This window comes from Bacillus cereus group sp. BfR-BA-01356 (assembly GCF_022663635.1).
Classification (GTDB): Bacteria; Bacillota; Bacilli; order Bacillales; family Bacillaceae_G; genus Bacillus_A; species Bacillus_A cereus.
The window spans coordinates 52,872-69,485 of the sequence record NZ_JAKUFX010000003.1 but is presented as its reverse complement, the minus strand read 5'-3'; the positions used below and the strand labels follow the sequence as shown (position 1 = coordinate 69,485).

Here is a 16,614-nt window from a genome sequence, read left to right as displayed (position 1 = left end):
TATTCAGTAAGTAAAACTTTACAAAATAAAAAAATCGGTATTGATAATTACATATCCATACCGATTTTTTATAATTATTTTCCTTCTATTAAATCATTCGCCATTTTCCTAAATTCTTGATTAAATGCGTCATTCATACCATTTTGGACGTTAGAAAATAATATGACAAACGTTCGTTTATCCCAGTTAAAATTATTAAAAGTGTTCCAGCCAGCTAATACACCGTGGTTATGATAATAATCTGGGTAAATATAGAAACTAAATCCATATTTTCTTGCAGGTGATGCAGAAAACATATCTGATACACTTTGTTTAGAAAGTAGTTTACCATCCATAATAGCTTCATCTAACTTTTTCATATCTTCAACAGTCGTATACATTTCACCACAACCATACAGCCAGTTCATTTTTAAGCGCGGCGTGGCTATTAACTTATTATCTTTTTTCGTATACCCTTCTGCTAAGAAAATATCTTCTGGAAGTGTTGCGCCCATTCCAGATTCATTCATTTCAACGGGAGTCAAAATATTTTCTTTCACATATTCAGCAAGTGGTTTATTCGATATTTTTTCTACAATATATGCAAGCACCATATAATTATAATCTGTATATTTCCATCCTGTCCCTGCTGGAAATTGTAACGTTTGTGCCCCAATCCACGTTACTAATTTTAACCGTGATGCTGCGTCAACACTACCTTGTCCCTGTTCTGGTAATCCAGACGTATGTGTTAACAAGTTTCGTAACGTAATGTTTTTATCTGCCGGAAACGATGGGATATATTTATTTACATTGTCTTCAATGTTCAACTTCCCTTTTTCTTTTAGTTGCATAATAGATATTGCAACAACTGTTTTCGTAATAGAACCAATGCGATATTTCGTTCTTGGCGTTGTTAATACTTGATCTTTCACATTCGCATAACCGTAGCCTTTTCGTAAAATTACATGACCTTTACTTGCTACAAGAACACTCCCATTAAATCCTTTATCTTTTAAGTACTGATCTAGTTTTCCAGCTGCAATTTCATAACGCTTTTTCTCATTCGCATCAATTTCCTGCTTAACATCTTTTTGCTTACTATTTACATTAGAAAATGCCTTTGCATCATATTTTTTCCCTTTATTTGCATGTATTAGTGTAACAATACTTCCACAAAAAACTGCAAAAATAAAGAAAACGATTAACCATTTCTTTAACATACTAGGAACCCTCTTTTATCTAGTTTCACTTAACGTACATCCATTCTATTTTATATCTTTTAATTATCAAGTATATTATAATATTATTTAATATTCACTCTGTTAAAACTAGATTCCTTTTTCTCATTTTCAATTTTGACTACTCTCTATTGTATTTCTTTCTTGCAAAATTTCCAACATACAATCGGATGCATTACACTATAATTTCAAATTCTTTTGTAACATTTGTTACATACTAAAAAGAATGGAGATGTAATATGAAAAACACCGATAAACGCAATCGTTTAGATGATAAGATGTTTCATTATCGGATAACAAAAAATAACATGGTATTAATTGAATATTACGGAAAACAGATTATGGTATTAAAAGGAAATGATGCTGAAAAATTTTTAAATAAAATAAATCATGCAAATAACGATAAAGAAAAACAGCTAATTATGGCTAAAATTACAGGTAATTTCAAAAGAGGTAATGAACGAAATTGAAAACGAATCTCATTTACATTTTGATTATACAACAAATAAAAAAAGAAATGTCGCTCATTCAACATTTCTTTAGACTTTCTTCATAAAAAATTTACATTGCTAACATTCCTTCATTTTCTATAATTCCTATATAAGCTAACCGCTGAAATAGTTAGTAATACAACTATGCATAACCACGCATACGTATATCCCTTCTTATCTACAATATAACCAAATAAAGCAGGCGCAGCAATAATGGCAATTTGATTTAATGTAAGTGCAAAACTCACTGTCATCCCTACCGATTCTTCACTTGCTGATTCCGCAACTTCAGTTATAAAAAGACTAAACCATCCAATTGAAAAGAATCCTAACAACGCACTTACACCATACAATACATTCGTTATTGTATGTATGCTCATTACTAATATTAGAATGAAGAAAATAGAAATACAAACAGTTATAAATAAGAGGGTACGCCTATTCCCCTTATAAAATAAATCACTAGTAGCTGCTAATATAACCCTACCAACCATTCCAGAAAAGAACATAACGGAAAATACTTTTCCAGCTAAAATTGGCGTGATTGATTGTTCCAATACTAAAAATTTTATAAAGTGCGCAACTAACACCATTTGCAATGAAATCATACAAATGCCAGTTATATAAATTGCATACAACTCTTTTTTACACATCACTTCTTTTAACTGCATCCAAAAAGAAAGTTTACTACGTTCTTGTTTAACTTTCTCTTGAATATATGGTTCCTTATAAAATATAAAAAATAAAAACCCTCCAATTATACAAATACATGCAATACTATTTACCGCATAGGCCATATTATATTTTATTGTAAGAAACGGGATCAATACTCCCGCTAATGTACCACCAATCGGTATACCGGCTTGTCTAATCCCCATCGCTAACCCGCGATTTTCTTTTGAGAACCACTTCATTATCACCTTACTTCCTCCTGGCTGCGAAACACTATAAAACGTTCCTACTAATAAAAGTACAAAGAGTAACCCATTAAATCCATTGACCATATTAGTCAGTAAAAACGAACCTCCTAGTAAAAATGAACCTATCGAAATTAACAACTTTTCATTGTATTGATCAAGTAACCGCCCGACAAAAAGCATACAAAATAGCGGTCCTATATTTACAACACTTACTAACAATCCAATCTCCGTATTCGTAAGTGCATATTCTTCTTTCCAAAATAAAGCAAACGCTCCAACACCATACGTTATAAGTGTCGCTGTTGTTTGAGCAACCGTCGCAAAAATTAACATAACCCACTTATAAGTACTATTCACCCTTTCTTCCATTAACACAATAATCCCTCCATCCCCTTCCATTGTATGAAAGTTCTGATATCATATAAAATAAAGATTTATCATGTAATTCATCAAAAAAAATGATACCTTTTCTGGAGGGATGATATTTGGATATAAAAGATTTAACTGTATTTTACGAAGTTGCGAAAGAAAAAAACATATCTCACGCAGCTAAAAATTTAAACTATGTACAGTCTGGCGTAACAATGCGTATGAAACAACTAGAAAACGAATTAGGTGTGCCTTTATTTTACCGAAACGGAAAAGGTGTAACTTTAACTTCTAACGGTGAGATTTTATTAACATACGCCAAACAAATTATCTACTTAATGGATCAATCTGTTAAAGCAGTTCAAAGTAATGGGATCGAACCAAGAGGCACTTTAAAAATTGGATGTACAGAATCTACAACCGCTGTAAGACTTCCATCTATATTAACGGCCTATTATGAGAAATACTCAAAAGTCGAATTGATTTTAGAATCAAATACGACGGAACAATTGATTAGGCTTGTACTAGAACGAAAACTGGACGGAGCGTTTATAGCTGGCTCTACTCAGCATGCTGAACTTCATACAAATATATTTCGTGAAGAAGAATTAGTTCTCATTAGCAAAAAGCCTTTATCTTCCTTTAAAGACATAGGAGACATGAATTTACTTGCATTTAGTCATGGGTGCTATTATAGAAATTTATTAGAAGATTGGCTTCAAGAAGAAGGAATTTCACCTAAGCGAGTATTAGAGTTTGGAACAATTGAAGCGATTCTCGCATGTGTAAAATCAGGTATGGGCATAGCAATTATGATGAAGTCTATTTTAAGTGGTCATAAACATGACATATCATTCAATCCTTTACCAAATAGCTTCAAAAAAGTTCCTACTACTTTTATTACTAGAAAAGATATATATCACTCTGCTGCATTACAAAAATTTATGGAGATGACTCACAATGCGTGAAAAGAAAATACGTGGTATGAACCGAAAAACAAACACTATGATAAAGCGAATTGAGGAACATACAAAAACGTTCCCTTCTACTTTCTATAACGATGAATATTGGAATATGCTATTGCCAGTTTCGCAAGCTTTTATTGACTCTCGTAAAACACCTAGAAAAGTAAAACGGTTATGTATTCAAACCTTATTAAATCAAGCAAATCATTTAATAAATATGAAACCGAGCGATACACATACATATCGAGTTGTTGTTTTGATTTCTATAAATAATTTGTGGGATTCGCAAATCATTATATTTAAAAATGAGGACTACTTTCATAATTTCTTTAATAGAGATAGTGAATTTCAAAAATGGATTCTTCTTTCAAATGAAATTGATTTTTGGGAGACATGGGAAATGTCAGTTTGTCATTCCTTCAAAACGCTTCACTTTCAAGAAATTATTTATGATGCAGATGAATGCTATAAAAAAGAGATTCTGTTTATCGGAGAGTTAGATTAAAAAGGGTATACCTAAAACACTGGTATACCCTGTTCCACTTATTTTTCCTTCAATACACTATGTAATCGATCCGGATAATTTGTAAACATTCCTGTAGCACCCCATTTGATTAACAATCTCATATCTGGTTTCTCATTAATTGTATAAGGGTGAATTAACAGTCCATTTTTCCTAGCCATTTTCATATAGGACTCATCAATAATTAGTTCCCCGTTATCATTACGTAAGTTTGGTCCAATACCCGCTGCATACTTTTTAATTTCTTGAAAATCATCATTTGTTACACTTTTCGGTTCATGTGTAATGCCAGACCATTCAACAATTTCATTGTTTTCATTTGGATAATACCAAAGCAATTGAACTAACGGAATATTTTCATTCATACTATGAATCTTTTTCAAACTATCTTTACTAAATGATTGAATCATAACACGACTAGAAGACATGTTTTGGCCTACTAAATTATATTTTTGTAACAACGCCAACAATTTCTCTTCCATTCCTGGATACACATCTGGTGATTTTGTTTCAATATAATACTTCATACTTCTTCCATACTTTTGGAAGATTTCTTCAAGAGTTGGAACCTTTTGCCCAACATACTCTTGCTTAGCCTTTTCTGGATACGCTTTATTAAACCATGATCCAGCATCTAAACTCTTTATTTCGCTTAACGTTTTATCGCGTACTTCGCCTGTTCCATTTGTAGTGCGATCAACTGCTGTATCATGCATTGCAATTAATTGGCCATCCTTTGTTAATTGAATATCTAATTCTAAATAATCCGCTTTCATTTTTTTCACTAAATCATAAGAAGCAAAAGTATGCTCAGGTGCATGCCCACTTGCTCCGCGATGTGCAATATTTAAAAACTTATTCGTATTCCATTCATGCTTTCCTTCTGCTTTCGCATGAACAGCTCCCCCAGCAAACATACTTCCAGTCATAAAGAAAATAACTAAAACGCTAATAATCTTTCTCATTCTTCTAACCCTTCCTACGTTGCAAATTTCAACAAGCTAATGAGATTTACACGAAACAGAAGACACACTTTCATTATTTTTATAAACCTATATTAAAATTCCAATCTTACAAATGTTTTCTATATTATTAATATAGAAAACTAGTATTATCCTATTTAATTTCTATAACCCTCCTTTTCACATGTAACTCCCTATTTTGTACGGTTCATTCAATAAAAAAAGCCATAAATTATTTAGGCTACACTCCTGTGTCCCTAAATAATTTTATGGCTTTTCTCAAATATCTCCGGCCTCTATTAACTTGTCGAATTTAATCATATCAAACCTATTGAAATTTGTGAATATTTTTTTCAGTAGAGTGAAGCACATAAAACAATATTTCTGTAGTTACTTAAAAATCACATAATAAATTTCTCATTACCTCTTCCAATACTATATCTGGATTTACTACCTTTTTTTCCGAACGCCATCCGATAAAGCCATCTGGTCTAATTAATACAGCACCTCCATTCTCTATACCATATAATTTGCTAAAAATATCTTCTGGAACAACAAAGTCTCCACTTAAGCCAACACGATACCCTTTTATATGTATTCCTAATTTAGCTGAAACAGCATGTGCTGCCTCAGCCCAAGAACTATTTTCTACTCCTGTAAGTAATACAAAACTGTTACCGAATAAGTCTAATGTAGAAACTTTCTTCCCTTCATACGTTCCCCATAAATGTGGCGCTCGCGTTCCAGGTCTTCCGTTCAACTCTATGCTATCCATTCTATGCGGAGTGACTGAATCATCTATAATTGCCTCTGAACAATACTGATATCCAACTGTAACAGCTAAACCATCCATATTATTCAAACTGCCTTCCTCTCTATTCGCAGCACGAAACAGTAAACTACTTGCATAAGCTGTCGTTAATTTTGCAACAGAGTGTCTCTCCTCATGATATGTTTCTAACAGTTTTGGTTTTGCCTTCCCTTTTATAACAGCCGCTAATTTCCAAGCTAAGTTATGCGCATCTTGTATTCCTGTATTTGAACCAAATCCTCCTGTTGGCGGCATAATATGTGCTGAATCTCCAACTAAAAAGGTTCGATTCCCTTGAAATTTCACCGCTGTACTTTCGGCCGCTTCCCACGGTAAAACACTTAATATTTTTGATTCAACATTTGTACTTCCAATTGCTATTTGAATAATTTGTTTACAACGTTCTATAGTGAAGTCCTCTAGCCCCTCTCCTTTTAATGGATCGTAGGCTACATGATAAATCCATTTTTTTACGTTATCAACCGGGATAAGTGCACCAAGAACCTCCGGATGAAGTACCATCGAAAAACCGAATGCGTCTCCTTGTATAAACTCTCTTAAATCAGCTTCAAAATAAATATTCATATAATAGCCACCAATGGTTCCACGACCCTCAGTTTTAATCCCTAACTGCTCACGTATTTTACTTTTCGCTCCATCCGCTGCAATTACATAGTCACAATGTATGACACTTTCTTTTTCTGTTTCACGATTTCGAATCTTTGCTTTTACCCCGTTTTCACTTTGTTCAAATGAAACTAATTCATGATAAAAAGATAGTTGCCCGCCTAGCGTTTTTGCCTCTTGTAACATCATCTCTTCTAAAATAATTTGATAACATGCAGTTTGTTTTGATAGACTAATCTTTTCTATTTTTTGAAGTAACTCTTCATCGTTTCTGTATTGCGTCGCTCTCATTTGTTCCAAGTCTTCTTTATTCGCTTCAGCTATTGTATGAACCGCTATTCTTCCTCGGCAGTTCTCTAATGCTTTACCTGCCAATTTAATTCTTTGTTCCAAGCCTAATTCTCGAAATAACTCCATTGTACGTAAAGTAAGACCACCTGCTTTCGGATGAATGGCAGTAGACGGATGCCTTTCAATAAGTAAGTACTCAATGTTATGTTTTGCAAGAAATAACGCAGACGCTAACCCAGATAATCCCCCTCCAACAATTAAAACTGGTACATAATTCGATTTCATATATTTACCCTCCACATCATTGTTCTGAGCTCAGTGACATAAATATAATCAAAAAAAACATTAAAATATAGACTTATATTTCATTTTGAATTATCATATAGATAGATTACGCCCCAAAATTCCTTTTACCTTTTCATACATCTATAATCCACCTGAATTGTGTCTGTATGAAAGTGTAAAACAAAAGAACTTACTTTACGTTGAACCATGTTCTATCGTAAAAATCAAAAATAATATAAACATTATAAGCGGTCGTAACCTTATGGATTATACAAGGTTACGACCGCTTATTTTATTGTTACATCATTTTTTGTTTTTAAAACTTCATCTATTGTGTTATGTAATCCTTCCAATCCCTTTTCTATCTCCCTATAATTTTCAACAATAAAAAATTCATTCGTCTCGATTTTCTTTCTCAATATTGCACCTCATGCAACAATCATGTAGCATTACCGTATCGAAGTAATGGTTTATCATCTTAAACCTTTCGACTAATTACCTGGAGGCAAAGTGATTGAAATGAATAAACAAGAACAATTAAATATTATAAAAAAAGATTTTATTGATTCTCAAAAAGTATTATTGGCAATTGGTGATGAAACACGTCAAGCTATTTTATTAGTGCTAATGGAAACAGAATGTCAAACAGGATTACGTGTAGGAGAAATCACGAAGCAAACACACCTTTCCCGTCCAGCAGTATCACATCACCTTAAGATTTTACGAGAAGCTGGCATTATTTTAATGAGAAAAGAAGGTACAAAGAATTTTTATTATATTGATATACGTACAAAATTAGGTTTATTAAAAAATCTTGTATTAGATATTGAGAAGCTATTGCAAAACTTTTATTAAAACTTGGAGGTATAAGATATGAAAGCAATGATAATTGATAGATATGGAAAAGTCCCAATGCGTATGGCAGAGGTACCTACTCCTGATATTAATGAGTATGAAGTGCTCGCAGAAATTCATGCAGCTAGTATTAACCCAATTGATTTTAAAATACGTGATGGAAAAGTTAAAATGTTACTGAAATATGAAATGCCTCTAATCCTTGGGAATGACTTTTCCGGTGTCATCACGAAGGTTGGATCAAAAGTGACTCGTTTTAAAGTCGGTGATGAAATATATGCTCGTCCAAGAAAAAATAAGATTGGTACTTTCGCGGAGTATATAGCCATTCATGAAGATGATATTGCTTTAAAACCAAAAAATCTAAGTTTTGAGGAAGCGGCTTCGATTCCACTCGTTGGCTTAACTTCCTATCAAGCTTTACATGACATCATGCAATTACAAAAAGGACAAAAGATTTTAATTCACGCTGGATCCGGTGGTGTTGGTACTTTCGCTATTCAGTTAGCAAAAATAATGGGTGCTACTGTTACAACGACTGCTAGTGAAGCTGGTGCAAATTTAGTAACGTCTCTTGGCGCAGATGAAATTATTAATTACAAAACAGAAAAATTTGAAGATATACTAAAAAATTATGATGCGGTATTTGATACAATCGGCGGTGCAACACTTGAAAAATCATTCAATATTATAAAAAGCGGAGGAAACATTGTTTCCGTTTCAGGTATGCCGAATGCTCGCTTCGGTAAAGAATTTGGTTCAGGATTCTTTAAAACTCTCTTATTTTCATTAGCCAGCAAAAAACTTACTGCACTTGAAAAAAAGCATAATGCTCAATATTCATTTTTATTTATGAAGCCAAGCGGGGATCAATTACGTACTATTGCAAACTATATTGAAGCCGGAAAAATTAAACCGGTAATCGATCGAGTTTTCCCTTTTGAAGATGCGCAAAAAGCAATGGAATATTCAGAGTCTGGAAGAGCAAAAGGAAAAATAATTGTAAAAATTAAATAATAATAAAACCTCCATTTTCTTAAAATGGAGGTTTTAAATTTGCTGTTAAATAGACATAGTGCAATGAAGTCCTTACAATAGATTGCAAGGGGAAATATTATATTATACTTTTAGTTAACTTTACAAAGAATACATACGTACAAATACATAACTTAAAATACAAAAAGGAGGAGATACAATGACTAAAAATAATGAAACAGGTTGGAATTTAGATAATAGTTATACGACTTTACCACAATCATTTTATACAGAAATCCCCCCTACTCCCGTAAGTTCACCGGAGTTAGTTAAACTAAACCATTCATTAGCGATATCTCTTGGCTTGACCCCTGAAGAACTGAAAAAGGAAGCTGAAATTGCTATTTTCGCTGGTAATGCACTCCCAGAAGGAGCTCATCCATTAGCTCAAGCATATGCTGGTCATCAATTCGGACATTTTAATATGTTAGGCGACGGTCGTGCTCTTTTAATTGGCGAACAAATTACTCCTTCAGGTGAGCGTTTCGATATTCAACTGAAAGGTTCTGGCCCTACTCCCTATTCACGCCGAGGAGATGGCCGTGCTGCACTCGGTCCGATGCTACGTGAATATATTATTAGCGAAGCAATGTATGCACTCGATATTCCAACTACCCGCAGTTTAGCAGTTGTCACAACCGGTGAACCAACCTATCGTGAAACAAAGTTACCTGGAGCAATTTTAACTAGAGTAGCTAGTAGCCATATTCGCGTCGGTACATTTCAATATGCTGCATTACTACAAGAAGTCATTAAAAGACAAGCCAGTCTTATCGCAAAATGGCAACTTGTTGGATTTATTCACGGCGTAATGAACACTGACAATATAACGATCAGTGGCGAAACAATTGATTACGGTCCTTGTGCATTTATGGACAATTACGACCAAGGAACTGTATTTAGCTCTATTGACACACAAGGTCGTTATGCATATGGAAATCAACCATATATGGCCGCATGGGATCTAGCACGACTAGCTGAATCTTTAATACCAATTCTGCACGAAGATGAAGAAGAAGCATTAAAAATCGCTCAAGACGAAATTTCGAAATTTAGCGTACAGTATGAAAAACAGTGGTTCCTTGGAATGAAAAAGAAATTAGGACTATTTAGCAACGAAGAACAAGATCACTCACTTATTGAGCAACTTTTAAAAATGATGGAGAAATATAAAGCGGATTACACAAATACATTCCGTTCATTAACTCTTGATGCTATCGAAAATACAGCTCTATTTGAAAGTCCTGAATTTAAAGAATGGTACAAACTGTGGCAATCTCGATTAGACAGACAAGAACAATTGAAAGAAAACGCCTACGAGATGATGAAAAATAATAACCCATCAATCATCCCGAGGAACCACCGTGTAGAAGAAGCATTAGAAGCAGCTGTTACAAATGACGACTATAGCGTAATGGAGAAACTTCTTGAAGCTTTATCAAACCCTTATGCGTATTCTACAGATCAAGAAGAATACTGCGCTCCGCCTGCACCGACGAATCGCCCTTATCGTACTTTTTGTGGCACTTGATTAAAAATTTGTTTTTATTTTAACCCAAAAATTTATTAAGTTAACTATTAATCACAAACTTAAAAGTTGCTTTCAATATTGAAAGCAACACATTTAGTATCCAACCTTAAACAAGTCACAAATTATAATTTGTGACTTGTTTAATTACCCACGTTCAATAGAAGATTTGTTTTGCAGGCATCGTTGTATCTTCAGAGACAGCATATGGATTTTCATTAGGTTTTATAATTATAAACGTTCCACCATATCCACTTTGAGCTAATTTATTACAAAGACCTTCTACCATAAAACCCCATAACTCCAGCTGCTATTCCCATTATAGATAATCCAAGTTTTTTCTTTATTTCAATGCTTCTTTTTCAAGTATTCTCTTTTTTATTTCATAACTCATAAAAAAATACTTTTCTGCTTTTTCTATATTACCTACTTTATGAAACTCTAATGCCAGACTTTCAGTATATTCGTGAATATACTCCGATAAATTTTTTCTTTCAAAGTAAGAAAAACCTTCGAGAATAATTTTTTCTATTTTTTCTACCTCTAAATGCTGACAAAATCCCTTTAGAATTAAAAAGTGATATCTATATTCATCATTTTTTAATTCCTCACAAACCTTCAATCCACTTTCAATTAATTCCTTCGCTTTTTCTATTTCACCTAATTTATAATATTCTCTTGCCTCTAAAAAGATTGCCTTATAATGAGTAGGCATTTTTTTAGAAACCTCAGATAAGTGTCTAATTGCTAAAACTGAAAGATTTTGACTCGCATACAATAAACCTAAATTATGTCTGATTCTTAATACTAACATTTCAGCATCATTTTTTTGTAAAATGTTTATTGCTGACGCAATATATTCCTCACCTTTATCATGCTGCTTTAATTCCGAAAAAGATAATCCTAATATATTTTCGCACAGCGCTATGTTCACTTCATACCCTGCTTGTTTAACAAAGATATCTCTTGCTTTTGAAGCGTATTCAATAGCTGAATATGCGTAATGCAAGTGGTATTTTAATATAGCAACTCTATAATTAAACTCTGCATATTCAATTTCATCTGAAATATGCTCTAATAACCCTTCAGCTTTTTCAAAATAGTTGCTAGCTTCACTATAATTAGTAAGAATTGTATAATGAATGGCTTTGAATAAATAATAATAATAATTAGAATATTCATCATTTGGTTTAGGCAATGCATCTATTTTATCAAAAGCTTTTTTCAAATTACCTAAACCATCTATTAACACTTTATATCGAAATTCTAACAGATAATAGTGAAATGAAACCTTTACATCTGATTCGATAATATAAAGCTTTTTATCGATCTCCCCTTTTAATTTTTTCGCTTCACTTATACGTTGAGCTCTAATATCTCGATACCAATCATTCAGCATCTTAGTAATTAATTCATTGCCAGTGATTTGTATATTCATCAAATCCACTCTCCTTCTTTTAATTATCATAAAAATAACATAATTCGATTATTTATATCTATCTATATATATATTTCTCAACAATTGAACGAAATTCATTCACTGAATTTCGTTCAATATTTTAATAAATCCGCTGTAAATATGAATACTTTTTCTTATAACCTCTGAATATGAGTATCCTTAAAACCCGTCTCATATTTCAATCCATACCCAAACATTCGATCCATTCCAATATATGCTGTCCATATTAAGCCAATCATTATAACGGTATCTATCTTAAAATAGACACCTAGTAGAACAATTAATATGGATATGATATATGTGTGACATACATTATATATTTTCACACCAACGTGATTATTAATCCCATATGCTAACATTGATAGATCCGGCGCTAAAAGGAATACAAAAAATATAATCCAACTAAACTCATATATCGAATACATATAAATTGTGGCTAAAAATACAACCATTCCTTCAAAATGTACAATACGTTTTTGCATTATTTATCATTCCTATTTTTCTATATTTATTAATACATTTTCATCGCTAAAAGTATTCTTTTCATTTTTTGCATTTTTTGACCAGATGGTTGCTAATATTGGCCCTGCAATGTTATGCCATACTGCCGCTAATACACTTGGGAGTGCAGCAGCCGGTCCAAAATGCAAAATACATTCCAGCTACATTACTTATCGCTTCTAGTACTTTCATCCACTCAGCCCCTATCTTTTAATTGAAACACCTTATTCGGATTCAAAATATTTTGCGGATCAAGAGCTTTCTTTATTTTCTCCATTACAAATAATGCTGCCCCATGCTCTTCTTCTTGATACTTTCGTTTTCCGATTCCAACGCCATGTTCTCCTGTACACGTTCCTCCTCGTTTAAGAGCATACTGAACGATACTTTCATTTATTTCGTCTGCCTTCTTCACTTCCTCTTTATCATTTGTATCAATCATTAAGAGTACATGGAAATTCCCATCCCCAACATGACCGAGAATACCGCCAATAAGCCCTACTTTATCTAATACCTCTTTCGCATGTTGAATCGCTCCAGCTAATTCCGAAATTGGCACACATACGTCTGTACTCATTAGCTTTTTACCAGGATAACTATGCACGTAAGAGTACGCTAAGTTATGTCTTGCATCCCACAGTTTATTTCTCGCTACTGTTTCCATCTCAAATGCAATTTCTATACATTTATGATCAAGAACGATTTCTTTCGTAAATTCAATATCTTGCTTTAACCCTGCTTCATTGCCGTGAAACTCTAAAAACAGTGTCGGTTCTTCTCTGTAACTTGTTTCATTGTAATGATTTACTTGTTTCATAGATAATTCATCAACGAGTTCAATTCTCGCGATTGGAATACCTGCCTGTAATATGTTAATTACAGCTTCTACTGCATCATTTATAGTTGGAAACGATGCCCTCGCAGCCATAACATGTTCTGGTATACCGTATACTTTTAAAGTTAACTCCGTGAAACATCCAAGTGTTCCTTCTGAGCCTACGAAAATACCATTTAAATGATAACCTGATGATGACTTCGCCGCTAAATTCCCGGTATGTATTACTTCTCCATCAGCAAGAACGACTTCTAAATCTCGGACTTGATCACGCATTACCCCATACTTTACCGCTGTCGTTCCGCTCGCATTTGTAGCAGCCATTCCTCCTAACGTTGCATCAGCTCCTGGGTCTACACTAAAAAATAATCCATACTTTTTCAATTCTTTATTAAGCTGAGAGCGCGTCACCCCTGGCTGTACTCTCACAAGAAAATCCTTTTCTCTTATTTCAAGTATTTTGTTCATAAGAGAAAAGTCCATTGTGATTCCTTTTTCGTAAGGAATTACATGTCCCTCTAAACTGGACCCTACTCCAAATGGAACGACAGCTGTTCCGTGCTGACTCGCTATTTTCATTATCGCGCTAACTTCTTCGGTCGTTTTTGGAAAAACAACTACATCAGGTAAACTACTAACATGGTAAGATTCATCTTTACTATGTAACTCTCGTACTGTCATATTTATTACTACTCGATCTTCAGGAAGTATGCCTTTTAATTCATTTACTACATGTTCAATTGTTATTTCCATAATCAACTCTCCTTTTTAAATTTAAAACAAGTATACCATCTTTATACAAAATAATTAGAAAAATGAGATTTTTAAACCTAAACATACAAAAAAGAACCTGCAGCACACGCTACAAGTTCTTTTCCACTACATTTTAAACGATTTCTTTATTAACAACATAAACCAAATTAAAGTAACTGCCATCAACGAATGAGAAAATCCTACAATATAAGTTAACCCTTTAAAGTCAGCTCCATTTAACTGAAGAAGCCCTCTCGCTGCTAGCGAACCTAACATTAATGCTAATGCAATGTTATGTAAAACAAACCACTTATTAAACCCTTGCACTTCATGAAACGCGAATACTTTTGCTAATCCTAAAGCAATTAAAAAGAAGAAAAAGCCAAGTACAAGTGTATGTGTATGCAAAAGATTTAACAAAGTAGATCCTAAAATCCCTTTATACTTACCATACTCCCTAGCGAAAATCCCTGATAATAAACCGATAATCAAATACGTAAACGATGCATTATATAATTTCTTCATTATGTACCTCCTTGAGTAGAATGTGTAGTGTGTCATATTTAGTAATAATGATAGTTATATAGTAAAAACTCCTAGTCACCTAGGAGTCATTGTATAAGCATCTCACTCTTTACAATCAATCCTAATTATAAAATATCTCCCTATACAAAACAAACGAACTTTATGTGAACAAACAAAGCTCCATTAAAATATGTTGCACTTTTGTTTTACACAATCCATACTAATTGTTATAACTTTTTAAAGGTGGTGTAATAATTGATAGTTCTTGAAACCGAACGTCTTAACCTTCGTTGGTTTGATATAAAAGACGCTCCTTTTATTCTTGAGTTAGTAAACGATCCTGCATGGATTCAGTTTATCGGTGACAAAGGAGTTAGAAACTTAGAAGATGCAAAAAGTTATATTGTAAACGGTCCCATCGATATGTATAACAAACTCGGATTTGGCCTTTACTTAGTAGAACGAAAAGAAGATCTCACTCCACTTGGTATGTGTGGCCTTATTAAAAGAGATTCATTAGAAGACGTTGATATCGGATTTGCCTTTTTAGAGACATTTCGTTCACAAGGATACGGCTACGAGTCAGCTTCTGCGATAATCGAATACGGTGTACAAAAGCTCAGCATGAAACGAATTGTAGCAATTACTTCTATAGATAACATCGCCTCAGGAAAGCTTTTAGAAAAAGTAGGATTACGATTTGAGAAAATCATTTCAGATTCAGGAGAAGATTTAAAATTATTTGGGTATAACGCATAGTAAAGAAGGTCGCCGTGAATGGTGACCTTCTTTACTATTTTACTGATCTCGTCATAATACTTTTAGTTCCATTATAGTTTTGCAGTAATTCTTGTGATTACTACTATGCCTTTCATATCACATTTTTTGGAAATTAATAGAAATAAAACTTTCACATTTAAATAAATTATATTAATATATCAAATAAAGGAAGTGAGAATAAATGGAACAACCGCTATTTTTATTAGTTCTTCAATTCATTGCATTCATATTAATCATTTGTATCGTATATGGAATGTTGTACAATACCGTATTAAATTTAAATATGCCTAAATGGACTGCACATATAGTAGCTACGGTCTTTTCCCTTGGTATTACCTATCAAGCTTTTAGAAATTTTATTTGAAAAACTTTTGTAGCAATTACTTCTATTGTTGATGCAGTAAAGCTTTTAGAAAAAGCAGGATTGCAATTCGAGAGGGTTATTTCAAGATCAGAAAACGTAACCATTTTTTATAAAGTCTTTCCAGCGCAAAATAGTGAAGAAGTTAGTTCCGCTGAAAGTGTGTTTGCATAAAAAGAAATGAATTTAATTGATGCTACAAAAATTTTATTTTAATTCTGGTTCTATTGTTTGGAATCGTTCTAGGGTACCATTTGTGTGGACTTTAAAAATTTTCATTTGCGCACCAAAATGTTGCGTTAAGTAAAATGTATCACCAGTTATTAAATTTCCAATCTTCCAATCAGGTTGATATGTACTTTCCATGGAACTTTCTAAATCCCCAATCATTATTAAATTGATATATAATGAAGATGAACTACTCAACATTTTCGTTAAAGATAGTCTATCAACCTCTAACTACCTAATGAACTCAAGTAAACACATCTTCAGTCATTTTAAGAGGTACAAAAGGCACC

20 protein-coding genes are annotated in these 16,614 nt (G+C 33.1%); 8 read left to right on the top strand and 12 right to left on the bottom strand.

Annotated features, from left to right (window positions below; translation table 11 throughout):
- Positions 1 to 74: 74 nt before the first annotated feature.
- The gene (locus tag MR168_RS02210; protein WP_000915192.1) at positions 75 to 1,202 is read right to left on the bottom strand and encodes a serine hydrolase domain-containing protein; all 1,128 of its coding nucleotides are present in this window, start codon (positions 1,200 to 1,202) and stop codon (positions 75 to 77) included.
- A 257-nt stretch (positions 1,203 to 1,459) separates the two neighbouring features.
- Between MR168_RS02210 and MR168_RS02205 the strand changes: the two genes are divergently transcribed.
- Positions 1,460 to 1,690, top strand: a complete 231-nt coding sequence (locus tag MR168_RS02205; protein ID WP_000798794.1) for a hypothetical protein — start codon at positions 1,460 to 1,462, stop codon at positions 1,688 to 1,690.
- Positions 1,691 to 1,800: 110 nt separating this feature from the next.
- Here MR168_RS02205 and MR168_RS02200 read toward each other — a convergent pair whose 3' ends face one another.
- Positions 1,801 to 3,030, bottom strand: a complete 1,230-nt coding sequence (locus tag MR168_RS02200) for an MFS transporter (RefSeq protein WP_048558158.1) — start codon at positions 3,028 to 3,030, stop codon at positions 1,801 to 1,803.
- A gap of 86 nt (positions 3,031 to 3,116) precedes the next feature.
- On the opposite strand from MR168_RS02200, the gene MR168_RS02195 reads away from it, so the two are divergent.
- Together MR168_RS02195 and MR168_RS02190 are read left to right on the top strand one after the other, a co-directional pair.
- Positions 3,117 to 3,968 carry a LysR family transcriptional regulator gene (locus MR168_RS02195; protein ID WP_000351691.1) on the top strand — a complete coding sequence of 284 codons (852 nt, stop codon included), beginning with the start codon at positions 3,117 to 3,119 and terminating at the stop codon, positions 3,966 to 3,968.
- The gene (locus MR168_RS02190; protein ID WP_086412749.1) at positions 3,961 to 4,470 is read left to right on the top strand and encodes a DUF3916 domain-containing protein; all 510 of its coding nucleotides are present in this window, start codon (positions 3,961 to 3,963) and stop codon (positions 4,468 to 4,470) included. The genes MR168_RS02195 and MR168_RS02190 overlap by 8 nt, the downstream gene beginning before the upstream one ends.
- A 38-nt stretch (positions 4,471 to 4,508) precedes the next feature.
- On the opposite strand, the gene MR168_RS02185 is transcribed toward MR168_RS02190, so the two are convergent.
- The 3 genes from MR168_RS02185 to MR168_RS33285 form a co-directional block, all read right to left on the bottom strand.
- The gene (locus MR168_RS02185; protein ID WP_046392928.1) at positions 4,509 to 5,453 is read right to left on the bottom strand and encodes a glycerophosphodiester phosphodiesterase; all 945 of its coding nucleotides are present in this window, start codon (positions 5,451 to 5,453) and stop codon (positions 4,509 to 4,511) included.
- Positions 5,454 to 5,844: 391 nt separating this feature from the next.
- On the bottom strand, positions 5,845 to 7,464 hold the full coding sequence (locus MR168_RS02180; RefSeq protein WP_086412750.1) for an FAD-dependent oxidoreductase: 1,620 nt from the start codon (positions 7,462 to 7,464) through the stop codon (positions 5,845 to 5,847).
- A gap of 287 nt (positions 7,465 to 7,751) precedes the next feature.
- The gene (locus tag MR168_RS33285; protein ID WP_001227549.1) at positions 7,752 to 7,883 is read right to left on the bottom strand and encodes a hypothetical protein; all 132 of its coding nucleotides are present in this window, start codon (positions 7,881 to 7,883) and stop codon (positions 7,752 to 7,754) included.
- Positions 7,884 to 7,974: 91 nt separating this feature from the next.
- Here MR168_RS33285 and MR168_RS02175 point away from each other — a divergent pair, with 91 nt between their 5' ends.
- The 3 genes from MR168_RS02175 (at position 7,975) to MR168_RS02165 (ending at position 10,885) form a co-directional block, all read left to right on the top strand.
- A complete protein-coding gene (locus tag MR168_RS02175) occupies positions 7,975 to 8,319 on the top strand; it encodes an ArsR/SmtB family transcription factor (protein ID WP_000571870.1) in 345 nt (114 codons plus the stop codon).
- A gap of 18 nt (positions 8,320 to 8,337) precedes the next feature.
- The gene (locus MR168_RS02170; RefSeq protein ID WP_242291183.1) at positions 8,338 to 9,336 is read left to right on the top strand and encodes an NADP-dependent oxidoreductase; all 999 of its coding nucleotides are present in this window, start codon (positions 8,338 to 8,340) and stop codon (positions 9,334 to 9,336) included.
- A gap of 178 nt (positions 9,337 to 9,514) precedes the next feature.
- Positions 9,515 to 10,885 (top strand): protein adenylyltransferase SelO, encoded by a 1,371-nt coding sequence (locus tag MR168_RS02165; protein WP_086412752.1) that lies wholly within the window; start codon positions 9,515 to 9,517, stop codon positions 10,883 to 10,885.
- A gap of 154 nt (positions 10,886 to 11,039) precedes the next feature.
- Here the strand turns inward: MR168_RS02165 and MR168_RS33280 are convergent, their stop codons facing one another.
- The 6 genes from MR168_RS33280 to MR168_RS02140 all read right to left on the bottom strand — a co-directional run bounded on the left by MR168_RS33280 (position 11,040) and on the right by MR168_RS02140 (position 14,955).
- A complete protein-coding gene (locus MR168_RS33280; protein ID WP_000229167.1) occupies positions 11,040 to 11,171 on the bottom strand; it encodes a hypothetical protein in 132 nt (43 codons plus the stop codon).
- Positions 11,172 to 11,225: 54 nt separating this feature from the next.
- Positions 11,226 to 12,320 carry a response regulator aspartate phosphatase gene (locus MR168_RS02160; RefSeq protein WP_001025508.1) on the bottom strand — a complete coding sequence of 365 codons (1,095 nt, stop codon included), beginning with the start codon at positions 12,318 to 12,320 and terminating at the stop codon, positions 11,226 to 11,228.
- 155 nt (positions 12,321 to 12,475) lie between these two features.
- Positions 12,476 to 12,823 (bottom strand): DUF4260 domain-containing protein, encoded by a 348-nt coding sequence (locus MR168_RS02155; RefSeq protein WP_076876437.1) that lies wholly within the window; start codon positions 12,821 to 12,823, stop codon positions 12,476 to 12,478.
- 12 nt (positions 12,824 to 12,835) lie between these two features.
- Positions 12,836 to 12,991: a transporter gene (locus MR168_RS02150; protein WP_000545391.1), complete on the bottom strand. Its 156-nt coding sequence runs from the start codon at positions 12,989 to 12,991 to the stop codon at positions 12,836 to 12,838.
- Positions 12,992 to 13,038: 47 nt separating this feature from the next.
- Complete coding sequence (locus MR168_RS02145) at positions 13,039 to 14,430, bottom strand: FAD-binding oxidoreductase (protein ID WP_086412753.1); 1,392 nt, start codon at positions 14,428 to 14,430, stop codon at positions 13,039 to 13,041.
- A 126-nt stretch (positions 14,431 to 14,556) separates the two neighbouring features.
- The gene (locus MR168_RS02140; RefSeq protein ID WP_086412754.1) at positions 14,557 to 14,955 is read right to left on the bottom strand and encodes a DUF2871 family protein; all 399 of its coding nucleotides are present in this window, start codon (positions 14,953 to 14,955) and stop codon (positions 14,557 to 14,559) included.
- 255 nt (positions 14,956 to 15,210) lie between these two features.
- Here MR168_RS02140 and MR168_RS02135 point away from each other — a divergent pair, with 255 nt between their 5' ends.
- Positions 15,211 to 15,714, top strand: a complete 504-nt coding sequence (locus MR168_RS02135; protein WP_000636205.1) for a GNAT family N-acetyltransferase — start codon at positions 15,211 to 15,213, stop codon at positions 15,712 to 15,714.
- A gap of 202 nt (positions 15,715 to 15,916) precedes the next feature.
- Positions 15,917 to 16,099 carry a hypothetical protein gene (locus MR168_RS02130; RefSeq protein ID WP_006922728.1) on the top strand — a complete coding sequence of 61 codons (183 nt, stop codon included), beginning with the start codon at positions 15,917 to 15,919 and terminating at the stop codon, positions 16,097 to 16,099.
- Positions 16,100 to 16,303: 204 nt separating this feature from the next.
- Here the strand turns inward: MR168_RS02130 and MR168_RS02125 are convergent, their stop codons facing one another.
- The gene (locus MR168_RS02125) at positions 16,304 to 16,486 is read right to left on the bottom strand and encodes a DUF5065 family protein (RefSeq protein WP_002000399.1); all 183 of its coding nucleotides are present in this window, start codon (positions 16,484 to 16,486) and stop codon (positions 16,304 to 16,306) included.
- Positions 16,487 to 16,614 lie beyond the last annotated feature (128 nt).